We start from the raw sequence: 17,870 nt of genomic DNA on the forward strand, positions 1-17,870 counted from the left end.
ACACGACCGTTAAGCCCTCCAGCGCCGATGGTACTTGGACCGAAGGGTCCTGGGAGAGTAGGACGTTGCCAGGCAAACAACTAAACAAGGCTGTTATCGATAATTCGATGACAGCCTTGTTTTTGTTTGGTCTACTTTCCAGTGATTGAATTCGTATACCAGAAAGGTCTCCACTACAGGATTCCTAAAGAACTTCATAACAATACTCAATACTTCCGTTCGGTCCAAAAACAAGCCCATCATCGAGATCAATGATGGGCTTTGTTTGTTATTAGTACCTTTCCAGAATCAGCTGTGTTTTCAAACCGTCTACGGGAAGAAGCCATCCGTTTTCATCCAGCGTGTCCATCAGCTCGGAACGGAGTTGGGCGGCGGTTTTTTGATCATCCGTTTTAAAGGAAACTTCAATCAGGTTTTCAGTTCCCGTGCCCTCGCTATTTCGGATTGGCCACACCTCCAAAGTCAGCTCCTGACCCTCCCAATTTCCCTCGTAACGGTAAAAGGTCAGTGGACCGTGGGTACGGGATTGAGAGAGCTTTTCCTCTCCCCAGCCCTTGGAAGACCATTTTTCGAGCTTGCCCGGAAGCTTGTCCAGCAACAAATCCAGCGATTCCTGTTCGGAAGGTAGCTGTGTACCTCCAGTGTTGGTGCTTACCTTCTTGGTGTTGGAGAAGCTAAGCGTCTGCTTGCCATAGCCCCAATCGATCTCGGCTTCGTAATTGTCGTCCGATGCATCAAAGCCTTCCTTATTAGCAAGGCTGAGGGCGGCATCAATATCACCGTTGATGATTGGATACCGCTTTTTGTAGGTTAACTCATAGTTATTTTTGTCCTCTTTTTTGCGGAATCGTACATCCCAGCCTTGTTCGTTTAATTCGAGCTGATCGGTATCGTAATACGCTACGCCGATGGCTTGCGGGGATGAGTTGAGCCCCAGCTTCTCAATCACGTCTTCCTGAACTTGTCCATTAGAAGTTAATACAGCTTCGGGTTTGACGATGAATTTCACTTCGTAGGAAGGCACGGCATTTGAGGCAGCATATACGGAATGTGTCCCGGTTCCAGCAAAAACACTTCCCAACGTCGTGAAGCTCAGCACCGCTGCCATCGTCATCTGTTTCCATTTGTTCAAGTTCCACCACTCCCTTTGGGTTATTGAATATAATTCCACTTTAAATGAGAAATAAACGGGAACTATTAATAGGGAAGGGGAATTGCATCAAATTCACATAGAATTATTGAATGGCATGCTTCATTTTTTATTATAAGCCGGGCAGATTTGGCTGATTTGTTGCAAATGATTGTGTCTTCGTTTAACGGAGATTTAAATATCCATATACATTGGATATTTTAAAATATATGGTGATCCTTCTCAACAAACGAGTCACAAATATTGTTAAACCAATTAAGCATAGTGCGTTCTTGAATAAAGGGGTCTTGAGGCATATTAGCTCAAATACCTGGTGATATGACGATTTGCCTGTGATCCTGTGCCTCTCTTCTTTCTGTAAAAAATATCAATTAAATTACAAAAAACTTATACACAATACATTTATATGAAAAATATCACATGCTCATTTAGAAAAAATAGGTATACTAACCGCAAACTTATGGAAAAGAGGTGATACCAATGATCAAAAAACAAACAAAAAAAAGAAAGCAGATTATTTTAGGAACTCATACTTGCTGCTAAACTGTTATTTCATGAAAAAGTCTCTCTAATTTTTTATAGAGAGACTTTTTCGAAACAAACAGAAAATAACAAAGGGATGGTGTATAAGTGTATATAAAATGGAATCTAACAAAAAAATGCACGTTAAATTGTAAGTTTTGTCATAATGCAAGTGAAAGAAAAAATTGGAGTCATGATGTTGGAATTGAACAATTAGATCAAATTATCAGAAATATTTCAAAAACGAATAATCTTGAAGGAATAAGCTTGCTTGGTGGAGACCCATTAGAGTATAAGTACATCACTCAGTTAGCAAAGCTATTGGAAGATCGCAACATTCCTTTTGGATTTGTTACAGCTGGTGAAGAGATATACAAGGGGGGATATGATGAAATTCTTTTGAACAAAAATTTAAATTTTATTGGACTTAGTATCGATTCCTTAAACCCCGGAACTGTAAAATACGTTCGGAATAAAGATATGCTTCAAGATCAATTGAAATCGTTAGAATATATCTTAGATTACAAAAAAAGATGCAATTTAAAGTTTAAATTCTTTACAAATACAATTTTTATGAATATAAATCGAAGTGAAATAATTGATTTAATAGATAGTTTCAAACGAAAAAAAGTAGACAAGATACAAATTCTTGAATACAAGCACACCAAAAAATCGCGTCACAATTTTTCGGTAAGTTTTGAAGAAGAGTTATTATTCATCGATTCAATAGCAAACTATATAAAAGAAAATGAAGGAGAAGACTTCTCTAATCTGGAGTTATGCTTTCTTCCAGAACCCGGAAAAGACTATTTAAGAAAAATATCATGCAATAAAAAAATTAGTTTAGGCACCTCAAGCAAATGTCCTATTTTTAGAGATACACTTTTTGTATCAAACGATGGCTTTGTTTATCCATGTGATAATTACAAACCGTACTTTAGAATATCTTCCACTTCAAATGAACCTGAAAAGATCTACAGAATAGAAAACCTAATTGAAAAACAGCTTAGTTCAATTACTTATGAAAATGAATACTTCAAGGATGTCAAAGCACTCAAAGAGGAGTCCAAAGAAAAATTATTTGGTAATTTAGAACCATGTAACCAATGTGAATACTTACTCAAAGAATGTTATCCATGTTTGCAATACTCCAGGGGAAGTTCAACTCAGCCTTATATGTATGATTTAAAGTGTAAATATTACCTGGAAAAAAATTCTCTTCTAAAGGAGACAATATGATAAAAAAACCAGAGTTAAGATATTTACATATGGATATCACTGTTAAATGCAACTTAACATGCAAACACTGTTTTTACGGAGACTTTAATAAAAAGGAGTTTTTTCAACAAGAGGTGGAGTTGGAAAGACTATATGAAATCGTTGATGAGGCGAAAAGTATGGGATGTGAAAGAATAATCTTATCAGGGGGAGAAGTGCTTACAAGCAATAAGTTTTTTCCCTTGTTAGAATACTGCAAGAATAGAGGGATTAATAATATTTTTATTTCAAATTTGACATTATTGAATGATGAAAACTTGTTCAAATTACAACAATTTGCAGATAACATTACGGAAATTAAAGTAAGTTTTGAAGGGAAAAATAATGATTTCATTAGGGGGAACGGCACAGAAAAGATCATATTAAAAAACATAAAAAAACTTGATCATCTTAAACTGCCTTGGACTATCAATACCATCATAAATAAATATAACGTAAATCATCTGAATGATATCTATCAATTTCTTAAATCACATCATCCTAAAGCTTGGAGAATTGATCTTCCTTTTAATGCTGGACGATATAAACAATACAAAAACGACATACACGAGGAGAATTATGAACTTGTTTTTAAAAGATTATCCGAGGTAATTAAAAATTACCTTGATGAAAGGCCTGACTTTGAACTCTGGATATTTAATGTTTTCCAACCGGGAATTGAGGATTGTGATTTCGTGGAAAAAACTCAAGATATGCACCCGTGTGCGTATAATAAAAGAAATTTAGGCATTAGAGGACTTGGGGAAGTTACTCCGTGTTCTAGATTCCTTCAATTAGAGCTTGGAAATATAAAAAACGAAAGCATTCGAAATGTAAAAGAAAGCGATCGTTTTAAAAATTTTTGGAATATAGAATTATCAGATTTCAGAGAGTGTCAAAAATGTAAGTACTTAAAAATATGCGGATGTGGTTGCAGAGCCTTTGCTTATGAAGCTTATGGAGATATTATGCGAAAAGACCCGCTTAATTGCGAAGTTATGCCCCTATTCGAGAAATATATAATACCTTTATTTTCCCAAGAAACTCAAAAAAGCTTTCATCGGTTAACTTCCAATGAAAAGCTTGTGACCGAGAGTAGGAAATTATAATGTCCATTAAGTCACATCAAATATTTTACTCGGTTAGTTTCCTTCAATTTTTTATGAGTGAAATAACAGGCACCACCTTGATACTTTTTTTGTTATCGAAAGGGTTATCTTTGGAAAATGCGAACTATCTATTGGTAATATTTTTTCTAAGTATTTTTCTATTGGAAGTGCCTACGGGAGCCATCGCCGACAAGTATGGAAGAAAAACTTCGGTTCTATTGGGATTAATTTGTTATTTAATCTACAGTGTTATTTTCATGCAAGCGAATGAGCTTTGGTTGCTTATGCTAGCACAGATATTCGGGGGGCTGGCTATTTGTCTGCAATCCGGATCCCTGGAATCCTGGGTTGTTGAAAATAGCGACCACCCTGTCGAGAAGCTGTTTACGACAGCCAACAGCATTCAATATATCTCGGGTATTTTCTGTGGTTTATTAGGAGCCTTTCTCGCAGCTTACAATTATTCTTTTCCTTGGATAGCCAGCATTATTTCTATTATAGCGGCCATTTTATTATGCTTCTGCTTTATGGTTGAAAATAAGACAGGAAATCGTCATCATGCTGTTAACAGCCTTTCAGCAATAATACGGGAAAGTGTGCGTATCGGACTGAATCATAAGGTTATATGGATTATATTTATCGTTGGTTTATTCATAAGCTTCTCCAATTCAGCAGGCAATACATTTCAACAGCCGCGCCTGGTCGGTTTATCCGAACAAGGGGTATGGGTGATGGGTATTATTAAAGCGGCTTATTCACTCTGTATGACGTTTGGGAGCTTCTTGGTCCGAAAATTATACAATAAATATAATGATATGGTTGTTCTAATGCTGTCCTGTGCAATGATCGGCACGTGGCTTGCTATGGCAGGAGCTTTAAACTCTTTTTATCCGGTGCTGGTTACCTTTTTAGTTTATGAGATCGGTAGAGGAATGTATCCGGCAGCTAAGCAGGTCTTTCTCAACAAGCGGATATCTAATGAATATCGTGCAACTTTATTGTCATTGGATTCAGCCTTTTCCCAGTTAGGTATGTGCGCAGGTCTAATCGTTACGGGGTTTATCAGCCGTAATTTTACAGATTTAAACTCGGATCAGACACCCATTCAGATTTCATGGATTCTTTGCGGAATCATTGCGATGGTTCCTGTTCTTTTACTGTTTTCGATGAAAAAAATGAAGCATGGAAAGTAGACTCTTTTATATGTCAAGTTACTGATAAACTGCTGTCGAACATGACAGTGGTTTATCTTTGATTTGCGTTCAAACAAACAGTTCATGCAGGCATTAGTCGGTTATTACCCTCAGTGCTAAAATAATTCCATTTTGTTTTTGCATTTTTGATGTAGGCCAGTGCGGAGTTCTGTCTGCCAGGAAAGTCTTATAGACGCTGAAAAATTCGAACTCCCGTATGTCTTTGTTTACGGGAAGCAGATGTGTCCTCCAGTCGAGTGTCAATCACCTCCATTGGTGTCTCTTCTGTTGCCCGATTAGTCCCGTTCCATTCTTAATTGGTGGCAGGATATTGAGGTGCTAGCAAGCGCCTTTTTTGTATTTCACTTGAGCATTTTTTGATGAAATAAACATGATTCAAAACTCAATGCTTAATGCGGGAGCTTGTCTCCCGCAGCACCTGCAGAAAACGGTTGATCTGAACAGAAGGCAAACGGTCGGCATTATGTACACTGTAAATATACCGGGATGACTGAAGCCCTGGAATGGGGAGAATGTGCAGCCATCCTTGCTCCTTTTCCCGCCAAGCGGCCATTCGTGACATAAACGAAATATGATCTCCTAACAAGACCAGTTGTTTGATCGCTTCCAAAGAATCCAGTTCCACGGTACTGCGCAGACGGAGGCCGTGCTGGTTAACCCATTGGTCTGTTACCTTCCGCGTGCTTGATTCTGTTCCATGTAGGGCAAAAGGCGTATGAGCAATTTGTTCGGGTTCCGGCGATTCCGATTTTGTCAGCGGGTGTCCAGCGGCACACACGAGGACCAGATCATCGGAGCACAAGGATTCAGCCACCAGGTTCTGCCCGGTGAAAGGCTCTGACGAGACGATGCCCAGATCGATCTGGTGCCGGCTAAGCATATCCCGGATCACCGGCGAAGGTTTGACGGACAATGAGATCCGAATGCCCGGGAATTCCCGCGAAAAAGTCTGCAAAATAGGCGGGAGCAAGTAAGTCGCAGGTACATAGCTTGCGCCGATATGCAGCGTGCCACGGTACAGGCTGTCGTACTCCCTGACAACGCGTTTTGACTCTTTGGCAAGAGCATTCATTTTGACGGCATAATGGAGTAAGGCTTGCCCAGCTTCGGTAAGAAATGTTTTGCCGTTTCGGGATTCAAACAATTTGACCTGCATCTCCTCCTCCAGCGACTTCATATGGAACGTAACCGTAGGCTGCTTGATACCGAGTATTTCGGCGACACTGGTCATGTGGTGATGGCGGTCGATCAGTTCGACAATTTGCAGTTTCATAAGATTCACGTATCCGACTCTCCCTTGGTTGTTTCTATGTATGCTCTTTATATAGAGTTAATCTATGAGCATCAACGGAGTTCAAATAAAAAGTTAATTATGTGTTTAATAGAAACGCTAAGGGATGGATGAGAGCAGTTTGACGCTTGCCGTAATTGTTTGTATACTTTTCGCAATAGAAACAAGGAGCTGCTTAGGAAACGATGAGGATGCTGGATGAACATACGGTTCCACAGACGTCGGATAACGCCAGGAGTATGCTTGCCGCAGAAACGGCCCGATTGGCACGTCAAATTCACACTCTTGTCCCACATGATGGTTCTATTGTCCAACCTGTCCCTGGTTTGCTCCTCGCTCGCCATTCACAAATAGACGCAGACTACGTGCATACTATTGAGCAGCCCTCTTTATGGATTGCTGCACAAGGAGAAAAGGCTGTTACGGTGGGGAAGGAGGTCTATTCCTTCGGCGGTGGCAGATGTTTATCGTCCCCGTTGCCCTCCCGGTTGCTGCCCAGGCCACGCTTGCCAGTCTTTCCGAACCGGTTCTCGGTGTCAGGCTGGATCTTAACCCGCAAAGGATCGCCGAGTTGGTCCTGAAAGTGTATCCTCACGGACTGCCTCCCATTCATCAGCGGAGTGCGGGTTATGTCACGAACGCTGAGCTGAGCGTTATAAGTGCGGTGAGCAGGCTGGTGGAGTGTTTATCCGATCCTGGCGACATCGAGTTGGTAGCTCCGCTCGTGGTGGATGAAATATTGATACGTGTCCTGCGAAGTCCTATAGGCGTTCATGCCGCAGAAATGGGTTTTGCCGATTCGGGCGTACAGCGGGTTGCAAAGGCGATTGCCTGGCTCCGCAACAACTTTGCCCAGCAGATGAAGGTCGCAGACTTGGCTGATTTGGTGCACTTGAGTGTGTCCTCGTTTAACGAGCATTTTAAGTCAGTCACTTCGATGAGCCCGCTGCAGTACCAAAAAGCTCTACGTCTTCATGAAGCACGGCGTCTGATGTTATCCGCTTCAATGGATGCAACCACGGCATGCCGACCGGTGGGATATGTGAGTACCTCCCAATTTAGCCGCGATTACAGCCGCTTTTTTGGCAGTCCGCCAAGCAAAGATATCGCCAGATGGCGTCAACTAGCACAAATGCTGGATTGATCAACCACTGGATAAAAGTCAGCATAAACCGCTTAGTTTGACTTTTCGATGTGTATTCGCTACGATTCCTCCTGCACCCGCAGCCATATGGCTTGCGGGCTTTCTTTTTTTCAAAACCCGAGGGACAGTTGTTTTGGACATGAGTAGTTCAGAGCTATTTATGTTGATCTAAGGTTATGCTGTTTTCCGGCGGATCAGGCAAGAAGCAGCGTGGAACTGGCAAACATCCTGGTGAAGCTCAGTCTAAAATATATGTATAGCTTTACTACTTATTGTGTAGGAGGAATTCATTATGCGTGTTTTTGTTACAGGGGCTACTGGCTTTATCGGGTCCGCCATTGTGCGGGAACTGATCGGAGCGGGGCATGAGGTGGTAGGCCTCGCCCGCTCGGAAGCGGCAGCAGCAACGCTCACCGCAGCTGGGGCAGCAGTGCATCACGGATCTCTTGACGATCTCGACAGTCTGCGCAGCGGAGCGGCCTCTGCGGATGGCGTGATCCATGCGGCTTTCATTCATGATTTCTCGGATTACGCCGGTGCGTGCAAGAAGGATAGTGAAGTTGTCGAGGTGCTCGGGGAGGCATTAGCTGGTTCTGATCGACCATTCGTAGTCACTTCGGTAAATGCTCTCCTTACACCCGGCCGTCTTGGAACGGAAAATGACACACCCGACCCCAATTCGGCCTCAGCGACCCGCATCGCATCGGAAGAGAGGGCTTTAGCTATGGCTTCGCGAGGAGTTCGCGCATCGGTGGTGCGTCTTCCGGAATCGGTACATGGTGATGGTGATCGGGCATTTGTACCGGTTTTGATCGATATCGCCCGTAGAACGGGGGTCTCGGCTTATGTAGGCGCTGGAGCTAACCGTTGGGCTGCTGTGCACCGGCTCGATGCCGCGCGTCTCTATCGGCTGGCGCTTGAATCTGCACCTGCTGGTTCCAGACTGCATGCGATTGGCGATGAGGGTGTGCCGCTTCGCGACATCGCCGCCGTAATCGGCCGCCGCCTTAATGTGCCTGTCGTCAGCAAATCTCCTGAGGAGGCCGCCGATCACTTCGGTTGGCTGGCGCACTTTGTCTCGATTGATAATCCGACATCAAGCGCCCTGACCCAGGAACGCCTCGGATGGCGTCCCGTTCAGCCAGCACTCATTCCGGATATCGACAGGGAGGCATACTTTACCGGTTGATGATTTGTGTATATAGACAAGTTGATCGTTGAAAGGACAGACGAGGTATCCTCGTTCTATCCTTTCTTTAAACTGTACAGTCCGCTTTTGCGGGTTCAGGAGCTGACTGAGAGACTTCAAAAAAGTTGCCTGCTGAATAGTGCTGAGACATAGTTTGGTGAAGATAGGGGGGCGTAAGCAGAGATCGGGCAAGTAAAGGAAAGGGATTTATTATAATGAAAAATTAAAGTTAAACGATGAAACACCATATGCGTCGAAAGAATCAGGACCTTGAGATGAAATTCCATCTTAAGGCCCTTTTTTTATGAGATTAGATTTCCAAATTTTTGAACGGTTGATATACTAATGAGGAAGTGAAATGAAAATTAATTTACTCTACTTGCATGAAGAAATGATCGGTATACGATTGAAGCGATAGGTTCCGGATAAAAAATCTGGACGATTCCTTACAGCATCGAAGCTGTAGAAAGCCTGTAACATCACAGCGGTTTCGAGTGCTAATATGCTCTCGATGCTCAAATAGGTTGTTCGAGCTTAAATCAACCAACGATCAGCGCATTGAGATTTTACTTTCGCTATGTGCAGAAGCAGCCGAAATCCATTGTCTACGTTCGTCCGAAAAAAGAAAAGTAGACTGCTGGATTGCTGTCCTTCACATGAGCATTTTTAGTTTGAAATAAACATGATTCAAGACTCAATGCTCGTTATTCGCTGCGTGCCCGAGGGATTGCTCAGTACCACGATTACATATGCCGTTAATCAGTGGCTTCGGTTTCCTTGGTGTGATATAGTGATGCAAAGAATACACTTAAACTAGGTATGAAGTTCTTTACTGCAGTTTCAATTAAATCTTAAATTGGAAGAGGTAGCTGAAAGTTATGACTAATCATGATAAAGTTTATAATTTGATTGTTGATAAGTCGCTTATATTATTTAATACGAAGGGAATCCATAAGACTTCAATACAGGATATCATGAGTGAGACGGGGTTGCCTAAAGGGAGCATTTATCGAAGATTTAAGGATAAAAATGATATTGTCTTGGCGTCTTATGAAAAAGCCGGATTGATTATTTGGTCTCATATTAATAATTCAGTTGAAAATAAAGCAACGACTTTAGAGAAGATATTGGCTATTTCAGAAATCTATTTAGATGCTGTCCATAACCCTCCTATTGAAGGAGGATGTCCATTATTAAATACAGCTGTTGAAAGTGACAGCACCTTTCCAGAATTGAAAACCATGACGTCTAAAGCCTTCAACAATATGACTATGTTTGTAGAAACACTACTTAACGAAGGTATTGAATCTGGAGAATTTACTAATGAACTTGAACCACGCTCTATGGCATCTTACCTTCTTGCTTCAATGGAAGGGGCTATTATGGCAAGCCGCCTTTCATTAAGTAATGAGCATATCAAAAATAATTTGGACTTTACAAAAAGGCTGTTATTATCGTACTCCGTGTAGATGTTGAAAAGCAGTCATATTTATAGAGGAAATTAGTTGATTAACATGTTATAATCAAAACGAACCGGACGGTCCGGTCCTATGGTTCGTTTTGATTAAAAAAATTACTAAAGAGGTGTAAAAATGAACGTTCAAATCGTTTTGTTTGAAGGGTTTGATTTATTAGATGTCGTTGCCCCTTATGAAGTATTTGTTACAGCTAGCCAATTAACTAAAGAGGAAATTAACGTTCGTTTTGTAAGTGTCGATGGTCACAATTTAATGCGTAGTGGCGTTAAAAATTACCCTATGGAAGTTGAAGGAAAGTTAGATCTTTCAAAGCAGGGAATTATTTTATTGCCAGGTGCGGCAGGGTCGTTTATTGAGGGAGACCCCGACTCCATTCTAATGAAATTGAAAAATGCTTCTGAAACGGAGTTGGGAGAACTCATAAAAAATGCCATAAACGACCCGGAAATTTTAGTGACATCGGTATGTGGCGGTTCTATGCTGATGGCAATGACAGGTGCACTGGAAGGCAGGAACGTTGTTACACATCATATGGGAATGGATTTACTATCCGCAAGTGGCGCAAATGCTGTTCATGCTAGAGTAGTGGACGATGGGGATTTAATTACTGGTGCTGGAGTAACATCTGGCTTAGATCTTGCAATTTATGTTGTTGAAAGAGAGTTTGGTCCAAGGATCGCTCATGAAGTGGAGAAACTATTCCAGTATGAGAAACGGGGAACGGTTTGGAAGAATTCGGGCCCCTTACCTGTTGATTATTATTCGAATGCAGGCGAGGATAATTAACGGTAATACCCTGGAAGGTAAAGTAAAGGCAGGTATGATTTGCAGTGGCAAAAGCAGATAAAAGCCGCGATAACTTCTAATAAGAAGGAGAAGATTAAAATGAAACTATTCGTGGTAGGTGCAAACGGAGGCATAGGTAGGCTAATTGTTAGCCAAGCCCTATCAGATAATCATGAGGTGACTGCTTTTGTACGAAGAACGGATGGGCTTGATTTAAATCACTCCAATTTAAAGGTTGTAATAGGAAATGTATTGGAAGATCAACATAAATTACAGGATGCTATGAGGGGACATGATGCGGTTATTTCTGCGTTAGGAAACGGATTGGTTATAAAGGGGACCGGAGGGAAGATTTTAAATCATGCAATGAGTTCGGTCGTACAAGCTATGAATGTTAATAGTATTAAACGATTATCGCTGTTGATGAGCTATGGCGCAGGTGAAACATTAAGCAATGCAAACATTTTCATTAAATTTCTGGGATATACCTTTTTTCGTAAAGATTTTGCAGATTTGAGCGCAGCAGAAAAAGTCGTAGTTGAAAGTAATCTTGAGTGGACTATTGCATATTTTGGATCTTTAACTGATGAAACCGATAAAAATAAGTATGTCGCTTCGTCTTCTCTAAAGACGCCTGCCAAATTGACGATCTCTCGTGCATGTGTTGCAGATTTTGTCCTCACCTCAGTTACTGATCGAAAGTTTGTTAAGCAGCGTGCTGTGCTAAGTCGGTGGAACGGATGACCTTACTTAAAGGGAAAATTATTGTAGTGACTGGTGCAAGTTCAGGCGTAGGTGCCGCCGCGGCTAAAAAATTATTTGAACGCGGAGCTCAAGTTATACCGGTGGGGAGATCGATCCAACGAACGGAGAAGATAGCCAAGGAGTTAGGGGTCAAGCCATACACTGCTGACTTTACTGATCTAAACAGTGTAAAGAGTCTAGCCAATCAACTTTTAAATGATTTTTCAAGAATTGATGTATTGGCGAATAATGCTGGAGGAATTCCTACAGAGAGAGGATTAACCGTGGATGGCAATGAACCTATTTTTCAAGTGAATACATTGTCTCCATTTCTACTTACTCTGATGTTAACCCCACATTTGAAAAAAAATGGACGGATCGTGAATACCTCCTCTCGTTCTCATAAAGGAGCGACCATAAACAAGAGCGACTGGCAAAAGACGAATGGGTTACGGGCTCATGCGATTTATGCTCGAAGTAAACTTATTACCGGGATGTTGTTCAGGGAGTACCACAGACGATATTCAATTGAGTTTGCGGATTTTCACCCTGGACTCATCAGTTCTGATTTTGGTCGATATATGGGTTTTTACGCGAATATTTTAAAGGTAGTCTTTTCGCCATTCCTTGCAACACCTGAAAAGGGAGCAGAAACATTAGTTTATTTGGCAGAAACGAGTACGAAACTTAATGGCGATTATTATGTACGGAAACAAAAAGCACAAAGGAACAGGATGCTTGACGATCCTGCTTTATCAGCGTGGTTATGGGAAGAGTGCATGCAAAGATTAGGAAAACTTTTATGAATTACCTGACTTATTTGCGGGACTCTTTTTCTGCATGCATAAAATGCAGATTCTGGCGAATGACCAGTCTCGGGTAGTGCTAGGACTATCCAAACGCAGTAAATTTTCTCCTACGGTCAACCAAAGTTGACGTTCATCAGTAAACGTATGGGCAGCAGATGGCTGTGGATTGAATGGCTTTATTCCGGCTGAAAAAGGCTCATCGATCCAGCCATCTTCATACATAAAGCCTCATAAAATTCTTAATGTAAACGAAAAGCACAATTTCCCCTTTTAGATGAACGACCCCATGTCAAGACAGATTGTATTTGTGACTCAAGGAATGCAAAGACTGAGTTGAAGAAGGCCAGCAAAAGCTTGCGAATTTGCTTATTAAGACGGAATTTGTAAAACTAAATAGGAGAGAAGCATCTATTCTTCAGATCCCTCAGTTGTGGTGAATCATGAATCCGAGCGCTGTACGGGACGGATTGTTGTTTCGAAACAAGATCATCAGAATAGCAAGAAGGAGTACAAACCACCATGGAGGCAGAACAATTGAAGCTGATTACCCTGGAGAAGTTGGACGAAAAATGGTGGCTGGAGGCAAGGCGAATTTATCATCAATCTTTTGAGCACGGCCGTAAGCCGGACCGGATTATCAAGCAGATGTTCGACCGGAAGCTCAGCTTTTTGCATGTTGTGGTAGATAAGTCTGCCGTGGCAGCTATGGCCATTACAGGCAAGGCGGAGAATGGTAAAGCGCTGATTATTGATTATTTGGCGGTGAAAGAGGAATATAGGGGCCAGGGCTTGGGGGAATGGCTGGTAAAAGCATTGGCTTCCTGGGCTGCATCGGAGCTTCAGCTGAACGAGCTGATCATAGAAGTGGAAAGCGAGCAGCTGCCTGAGAACGATCTTCGCAAAAGATTTTGGTTGAAATGCGGTTTTCGGATGACTGATTATGTCCATACGTACAAATGGATACCGGAGACGTATCAGGCGATGTATCTGCCCTTGACCCAGGATCCAAGTCAAGCTGCCGCTGAAGATGGGCCGGCACTGTTTAAGCAGATCACTTCTTTTCACCACCAGTCATTTCGATAATTGAATAAATTGAATATGTGAAAACGAAACCGCCATACTGGGCTGAATTTAGCCAGTATGGCGGTTTTTCGGAATCGAATGCGCGAACAGGGTTGCGATTTACTCGCCGCCCATTTTACTACGAGTTACTTCTAACGGCCCTGATCGGCCTGTACCATGGCTTCTATGTACTGTAACAAGCTTTGCTTCTGCAACTCTATGGACTGTATGCGTTGGGACAAACCCGAAAAGAAAGCTTCAATCTGTTCTCTTGTTGTATTTGCGCCGTTGCCTTTCCAGTCCTCAAGCCGCTTGTACAAGCTTTTGGCTTCGATCTCATCCGCCCGCAGCCCTTCCAGCAGGCGGGTCAGTTCCCTTTCAGCACGTCTTAGATCATCCAACTCAACCAGCAGTTTTCCACTCATAGATGCTTCCCCCATGTTATGTTGTTTGCGCTACAGCAGGATTAATTTCTGTCTACCTGCTCGAATTGCACTGCTTTCTGCTCGATAAAGGTTAAAAACTCATTGGTCCGCTTCATATGCCATGTTCCCAATTCTTTCATAGAAGCATCAAGCCGTGTGACGATGGGCTCAAGCCTCTGGCTGCGGCTGGAATGAAGGTACTGTGTCAACAGCCTGCTTACCTTGTTCAGTTCTTCATTGCTTCGTTGTGCATTGTTTTTCCAACGCAAAGCTACTGACTTTAGTTCCTCCGGTGTCACCTGAATTGTGCTAGCGGCAGCGGCAACTGCAGCAAGTTCGCGTGCGAAGGTGAATACATGATTTCTTAAGTCTTTGCCAAGCTCAACCAAGTTTTCTGCAAAGTCGGATGGCTCGCGCGGCGAGTAGTCAATTGTCTCCCCTGTAACCGGGTCATATAGATCATTGGAGATATATCCATTTTTAAATTCATAACCGCGCATGGACACAAGCGACTTTAGTCGTGTGAGGAATTGCGCTCGGCATAAGGGCTACCGTCGGTAGCTCGAAAGCCGAATGTTCCATGCTTCCTCCTTCTACCATGAAAATTTAACATGGCATGCTATAATTCAGTGAAAAGAGGTGAATCCGATATCTACCCTTACAGCAAAAATCCAAATCTATGTCCCGCATGAAACTACGGAAATGCTCACCAAGACCATCCATGCCTATCGGGAAGCATGTAACTATCTTTCAGTCATTGTATTTCAAACGAAAGCATTAAGTCAGCGTACACTTAATGATTTGTATTATCGAGAGCTTCGAAGTCGTTTTAGTTTGAAAAGTCAAATGGCACAATCGGTGATCAAAACTGTCATCGCCCGCTATACATCTGCTCGATCCAACGGGCACGATTGGAACTTGGTCAAATTCAAACGGCCTGAATATGATCTGGTATGGAATCGGGATTATTCTTTGAACCAAGATCGGTTTAGCGTAAACACACTGGACGGGCGAGTAAAGCTCCGCTACAAAAGAAAAGGAATGCAGCACTTCTTTGATGGCACGTGTAAGTGGGGTACGGCCAAACTCATTTATAAATATAGGAAATGGTTCTTGCATATTCCCATGACCAAAGAGTCCTCTGAAATGGATTTTACAAAGGTCAACCACATCGTTGGCATTGACCTGGGGATCAACTTTCTGGCCACCACCTACGACAGTCAAAGCCAGACGACGTTTTATCCTGGACGAACGGTGAAACACAAACGAGGCCAATATGAAGCCTTACGCAAACAACTTCAGATGAGACAAACCCCATCGGCTCGTAAACGACTCAAGCAGATCGGTTCAAGAGAAAACCGTTATGTTACGGATGTTAACCATCAGGTAACCAAGGCACTCGTTGAAACGTATCCGAAAGGCACACTGTTTGTGATCGAAAATTTAAAGCATGTTCGTTCCGCAACTGAAAAAGTACGTGTTCGCCATCGGTATGTGTCGGTATCCTGGGCATTTCACCAGTTCCGTGAAATGTTGGAGTACAAGGCTCGACTGAACGGCCAACGAGTCATCGCATTAGACCCTAAATACACTTCTCAAACCTGCCCGAAATGCTCACATATTGAGCGAGCCAATCGAAACAAAAAGACGCATACGTTTGAATGTCGAGCCTGTCACTATCGTTCGAACGATGACCGAATCGGTGCCATGAATCTGTACCGCAAAGGAACCGAGTACATCGGTACAGTTACAGCGGGAGTATAACTCTTGTTGTAGGGGTGAGGTCAACCGTCCTGATGTTCCAACACGCTAAGGTAGGAGCACCACGAGGTGCGTTTGCACTACCGGTTAGGAATAAGTCTAAAAGGCTTGTGTGAAACGCAAGCACTGTCTACGAAGTAGGCAGAGACAAGCTCGTGACTTTAGTCATGAGTTGTTGACACTGTTCTAGACTATGGTAATTCGGTCCGCCAAATGAGTTGCTGATCTTTTCAATAATACCGATGCCTTTATTAGCGTTCCCATAATTGGAATCTATGTAGTAGGTTGCTCCGACGTGCCGATCATATCCTCCGAAAAGACCACTGGCTACAAAGTCCCCTGGATGAGCAAAGTTGGTAATCTGGCTATCAAATCCACCTTCTTCTGCCTTGCGTTGGATTTCCGGTGTCAGACTGGAGATTACTGAAGGAGCGCTGAAGGTCACAGCCGTCATTCCTGTGTAAGCGGCCGCATACTGTGCGTTTCCGCCACCGAGCGAGTGTCCTGTTAGAGAGAAGTTGTAATCTTTATATTTTTTCTGCATCTCTTTTGCATAATCTTCGGCTTCATACATTTGATTGTTTTTACCGGCAAAAGAATCCTTTTCCTCTATTTTAGCTCTTTCGCCCAGATTATTTTCAAGCTTGGTTATTCCGGTGAAGTCTCTGACTTTTTGAGTCCCCTTGTCCAGCCATTCGGGTGTGAAATCCAGGCTTTGGTCAATTTTACGCCCGATTTCAGGTATTCCGATTCGGCCATCCATGATGAAGTCGGGGACAGATGTAGGCAGAGGCTCGACGCCATCGGTTCCCCGATACGCAATGACCGCTTGTTTCGTTTCAGGATTATAGAAGGTTACGGCATCAAAGCCGGAGATGTTATTACTGTGAGTATTTTTCAATACTTTCCATCCAGGCAACTCCAAAGGATCGTAACCTTCTTCATAATCCAGATATGCTAATCTTGACATCTCCTTGTAGGTTTCATCATCAATTTTTCTGCTCAATCTCTATGCCTCCTAACTGCAGTAGCATTTGAACTTATTTCATGTCAAGGTCATATCCTTTATCTTTAAGATCTTGGCTTAATTCCCGACTAATTGAAGCCCCGGTCACGACCTTCTTTTTATAGTTATAAGTCAAAATAAATTTCTGGTCTTCGTGATCCTTGACATGTCCTATTACTGAAACCTCTGAAACAGCCATGGTAGGTAATAACTCATGATCTGTAATAACAATTTCTAAGTTAAATTTCTCTTTAAAATATTCGACCGCAAAAGGGTCAGCTTCATTAAATAAAGCTTGTTTATCGGTTTCATTCATCCACTGGCATCCCCCTAACAATAAAGCAATTATGGTCACTAATAGTATTGCTAATAATCCCTTATACGAAAGTTTGATCGCGATCACCTTTTTCAAATAAAAAGTAGGCATATATAAATTATATTAGTGTAAAAAGGAAAATAATAGTGAATCCGTCCTGCTCTGAAAGCAGTGTTTTAATGGTAAAGTGTACGGCACCATAATTGTTAAATATTCACACGGCCCAGGTGTAACAGTTTGACTGTGTTGACAGTTCTTTGTAGGTTTCGTTATCAATCCATCTGTCCGCTCTCTAAGCATTCTGGCAACAATAGCAGGTAGACTTATTTTGTGTAAGGATCAAAACCTTTATCTTTAATTGCCTGTTCAAATTCCTGACTTATTGAAGCCCCCGTTACGATCTTCTTTTTATAGTCATAAGACAAATTGAAATACTGATCCTCATGATCCTTTACATGCCCTATCACCGAAACTTCCGAAACAGCCATTGTGGGTAATAAGTTATGATCTGTGATCACAATCTCTATTTCAAATTTCTCTTTAAAATAATCGACCGCAACGGGATCAGCTTCGTTAAATAAGGCTTGTCTATCGGTTTCACTCATCC

General features: G+C 42.2%; 18 protein-coding genes, 1 rRNA gene and 1 pseudogene. 13 read left to right on the forward strand and 7 right to left on the reverse strand.

Annotated features, from left to right (window positions below):
* A 5S ribosomal RNA gene (gene rrf, locus ACI1P2_RS31495) occupies positions 1-74 on the forward strand; the annotation flags it as partial.
* 197 nt (positions 75-271) lie between these two features.
* Here rrf and ACI1P2_RS25145 read toward each other — a convergent pair.
* Complete coding sequence (locus tag ACI1P2_RS25145; RefSeq protein ID WP_408976349.1) at positions 272-1,114, reverse strand: hypothetical protein; 843 nt, start codon at positions 1,112-1,114, stop codon at positions 272-274.
* Positions 1,115-1,780: 666 nt separating this feature from the next.
* Between ACI1P2_RS25145 and ACI1P2_RS25150 the strand changes: the two genes are divergently transcribed.
* The 3 genes from ACI1P2_RS25150 to ACI1P2_RS25160 are packed head-to-tail and all read left to right on the forward strand — an operon-like array spanning position 1,781 to position 5,231.
* On the forward strand, positions 1,781-2,911 hold the full coding sequence (locus tag ACI1P2_RS25150; protein WP_355324502.1) for a radical SAM protein: 1,131 nt from the start codon (positions 1,781-1,783) through the stop codon (positions 2,909-2,911).
* The gene (locus ACI1P2_RS25155; protein WP_355324505.1) at positions 2,908-4,038 is read left to right on the forward strand and encodes a radical SAM/SPASM domain-containing protein; all 1,131 of its coding nucleotides are present in this window, start codon (positions 2,908-2,910) and stop codon (positions 4,036-4,038) included. Before ACI1P2_RS25150 ends, ACI1P2_RS25155 begins: the two co-directional genes overlap by 4 nt.
* Before the next feature lie 53 nt (positions 4,039-4,091).
* Entirely contained in the window at positions 4,092-5,231 is a 1,140-nt protein-coding gene (locus ACI1P2_RS25160) for an MFS transporter (protein ID WP_408976347.1), read from the forward strand.
* 403 nt (positions 5,232-5,634) lie between these two features.
* Here ACI1P2_RS25160 and ACI1P2_RS25165 read toward each other — a convergent pair whose 3' ends face one another.
* Positions 5,635-6,525, reverse strand: a complete 891-nt coding sequence (locus ACI1P2_RS25165) for a LysR family transcriptional regulator (protein ID WP_355324701.1) — start codon at positions 6,523-6,525, stop codon at positions 5,635-5,637.
* A gap of 257 nt (positions 6,526-6,782) precedes the next feature.
* Between ACI1P2_RS25165 and ACI1P2_RS25170 the strand changes: the two are divergent.
* The 8 genes and pseudogenes from ACI1P2_RS25170 to ACI1P2_RS25205 form a co-directional block, all read left to right on the forward strand.
* Positions 6,783-7,252 (forward strand): annotated as a pseudogene (locus tag ACI1P2_RS25170) (AraC family transcriptional regulator); the annotation flags it as partial.
* Positions 7,253-7,402: 150 nt separating this feature from the next.
* Positions 7,403-7,687, forward strand: coding sequence for a helix-turn-helix domain-containing protein (locus ACI1P2_RS25175; RefSeq protein ID WP_355324704.1), 285 nt, complete (start codon positions 7,403-7,405; stop codon positions 7,685-7,687).
* Between the two features lie 292 nt (positions 7,688-7,979).
* Positions 7,980-8,876 (forward strand): SDR family oxidoreductase, encoded by an 897-nt coding sequence (locus ACI1P2_RS25180; protein ID WP_355324511.1) that lies wholly within the window; start codon positions 7,980-7,982, stop codon positions 8,874-8,876.
* An 878-nt stretch (positions 8,877-9,754) separates the two neighbouring features.
* On the forward strand, positions 9,755-10,345 hold the full coding sequence (locus ACI1P2_RS25185) for a TetR/AcrR family transcriptional regulator (RefSeq protein ID WP_355324514.1): 591 nt from the start codon (positions 9,755-9,757) through the stop codon (positions 10,343-10,345).
* A 123-nt stretch (positions 10,346-10,468) separates the two neighbouring features.
* Positions 10,469-11,140, forward strand: coding sequence for a DJ-1/PfpI family protein (locus tag ACI1P2_RS25190; protein ID WP_355324517.1), 672 nt, complete (start codon positions 10,469-10,471; stop codon positions 11,138-11,140).
* 99 nt (positions 11,141-11,239) lie between these two features.
* Positions 11,240-11,884, forward strand: a complete 645-nt coding sequence (locus ACI1P2_RS25195) for an NAD(P)-dependent oxidoreductase (protein ID WP_355324520.1) — start codon at positions 11,240-11,242, stop codon at positions 11,882-11,884.
* Positions 11,881-12,690 (forward strand): SDR family NAD(P)-dependent oxidoreductase, encoded by an 810-nt coding sequence (locus ACI1P2_RS25200; RefSeq protein WP_355324707.1) that lies wholly within the window; start codon positions 11,881-11,883, stop codon positions 12,688-12,690. Before ACI1P2_RS25195 ends, ACI1P2_RS25200 begins: the two co-directional genes overlap by 4 nt.
* Before the next feature lie 522 nt (positions 12,691-13,212).
* Positions 13,213-13,776, forward strand: coding sequence for a GNAT family N-acetyltransferase (locus tag ACI1P2_RS25205; protein ID WP_355324523.1), 564 nt, complete (start codon positions 13,213-13,215; stop codon positions 13,774-13,776).
* A 131-nt stretch (positions 13,777-13,907) separates the two neighbouring features.
* On the opposite strand, the gene ACI1P2_RS25210 is transcribed toward ACI1P2_RS25205, so the two are convergent.
* Together ACI1P2_RS25210 and ACI1P2_RS25215 are read right to left on the reverse strand one after the other, a co-directional pair.
* A complete protein-coding gene (locus ACI1P2_RS25210; RefSeq protein WP_355324526.1) occupies positions 13,908-14,180 on the reverse strand; it encodes a hypothetical protein in 273 nt (90 codons plus the stop codon).
* Between the two features lie 41 nt (positions 14,181-14,221).
* Positions 14,222-14,680 (reverse strand): hypothetical protein, encoded by a 459-nt coding sequence (locus ACI1P2_RS25215; RefSeq protein ID WP_355324529.1) that lies wholly within the window; start codon positions 14,678-14,680, stop codon positions 14,222-14,224.
* 148 nt (positions 14,681-14,828) lie between these two features.
* On the opposite strand from ACI1P2_RS25215, the gene ACI1P2_RS25220 reads away from it, so the two are divergent.
* Positions 14,829-15,944 carry an RNA-guided endonuclease InsQ/TnpB family protein gene (locus tag ACI1P2_RS25220; protein ID WP_355324710.1) on the forward strand — a complete coding sequence of 372 codons (1,116 nt, stop codon included), beginning with the start codon at positions 14,829-14,831 and terminating at the stop codon, positions 15,942-15,944.
* A 127-nt stretch (positions 15,945-16,071) separates the two neighbouring features.
* Here the strand turns inward: ACI1P2_RS25220 and ACI1P2_RS25225 are convergent, their stop codons facing one another.
* The 3 genes from ACI1P2_RS25225 to ACI1P2_RS25235 all read right to left on the reverse strand — a co-directional run bounded on the left by ACI1P2_RS25225 (position 16,072) and on the right by ACI1P2_RS25235 (position 17,868).
* Entirely contained in the window at positions 16,072-16,947 is an 876-nt protein-coding gene (locus ACI1P2_RS25225; protein ID WP_355324532.1) for a lipase family protein, read from the reverse strand.
* A 34-nt stretch (positions 16,948-16,981) separates the two neighbouring features.
* On the reverse strand, positions 16,982-17,263 hold the full coding sequence (locus tag ACI1P2_RS25230; RefSeq protein ID WP_355324535.1) for a hypothetical protein: 282 nt from the start codon (positions 17,261-17,263) through the stop codon (positions 16,982-16,984).
* A 323-nt stretch (positions 17,264-17,586) separates the two neighbouring features.
* The gene (locus ACI1P2_RS25235; RefSeq protein WP_355324538.1) at positions 17,587-17,868 is read right to left on the reverse strand and encodes a hypothetical protein; all 282 of its coding nucleotides are present in this window, start codon (positions 17,866-17,868) and stop codon (positions 17,587-17,589) included.
* Positions 17,869-17,870 lie beyond the last annotated feature (2 nt).

It is taken from the genome of Paenibacillus jiangxiensis, from assembly GCF_046098255.1.
Classification (GTDB): Bacteria; Bacillota; Bacilli; order Paenibacillales; family Paenibacillaceae; genus Paenibacillus; species Paenibacillus jiagnxiensis.

Coding starts and splice junctions, on each gene's coding strand:
- ACI1P2_RS25145 (WP_408976349.1), bottom strand. CDS start 1,114: ATGACGATGGCAGCGGTGCTGAGCTTCACGACGTTGGGAAGTGTTTTT.
- ACI1P2_RS25155 (WP_355324505.1), top strand. CDS start 2,908: ATGATAAAAAAACCAGAGTTAAGATATTTACATATGGATATCACTGTT.
- ACI1P2_RS25160 (WP_408976347.1), top strand. CDS start 4,092: ATGAGTGAAATAACAGGCACCACCTTGATACTTTTTTTGTTATCGAAA.
- ACI1P2_RS25165 (WP_355324701.1), bottom strand. CDS start 6,525: ATGAAACTGCAAATTGTCGAACTGATCGACCGCCATCACCACATGACC.
- ACI1P2_RS25175 (WP_355324704.1), top strand. CDS start 7,403: ATGAAGGTCGCAGACTTGGCTGATTTGGTGCACTTGAGTGTGTCCTCG.
- ACI1P2_RS25180 (WP_355324511.1), top strand. CDS start 7,980: ATGCGTGTTTTTGTTACAGGGGCTACTGGCTTTATCGGGTCCGCCATT.
- ACI1P2_RS25185 (WP_355324514.1), top strand. CDS start 9,755: ATGACTAATCATGATAAAGTTTATAATTTGATTGTTGATAAGTCGCTT.
- ACI1P2_RS25190 (WP_355324517.1), top strand. CDS start 10,469: ATGAACGTTCAAATCGTTTTGTTTGAAGGGTTTGATTTATTAGATGTC.
- ACI1P2_RS25195 (WP_355324520.1), top strand. CDS start 11,240: ATGAAACTATTCGTGGTAGGTGCAAACGGAGGCATAGGTAGGCTAATT.
- ACI1P2_RS25200 (WP_355324707.1), top strand. CDS start 11,881: ATGACCTTACTTAAAGGGAAAATTATTGTAGTGACTGGTGCAAGTTCA.
- ACI1P2_RS25205 (WP_355324523.1), top strand. CDS start 13,213: ATGGAGGCAGAACAATTGAAGCTGATTACCCTGGAGAAGTTGGACGAA.
- ACI1P2_RS25210 (WP_355324526.1), bottom strand. CDS start 14,180: ATGAGTGGAAAACTGCTGGTTGAGTTGGATGATCTAAGACGTGCTGAA.
- ACI1P2_RS25215 (WP_355324529.1), bottom strand. CDS start 14,680: ATGCGCGGTTATGAATTTAAAAATGGATATATCTCCAATGATCTATAT.
- ACI1P2_RS25230 (WP_355324535.1), bottom strand. CDS start 17,263: ATGAATGAAACCGATAAACAAGCTTTATTTAATGAAGCTGACCCTTTT.
- ACI1P2_RS25235 (WP_355324538.1), bottom strand. CDS start 17,868: ATGAGTGAAACCGATAGACAAGCCTTATTTAACGAAGCTGATCCCGTT.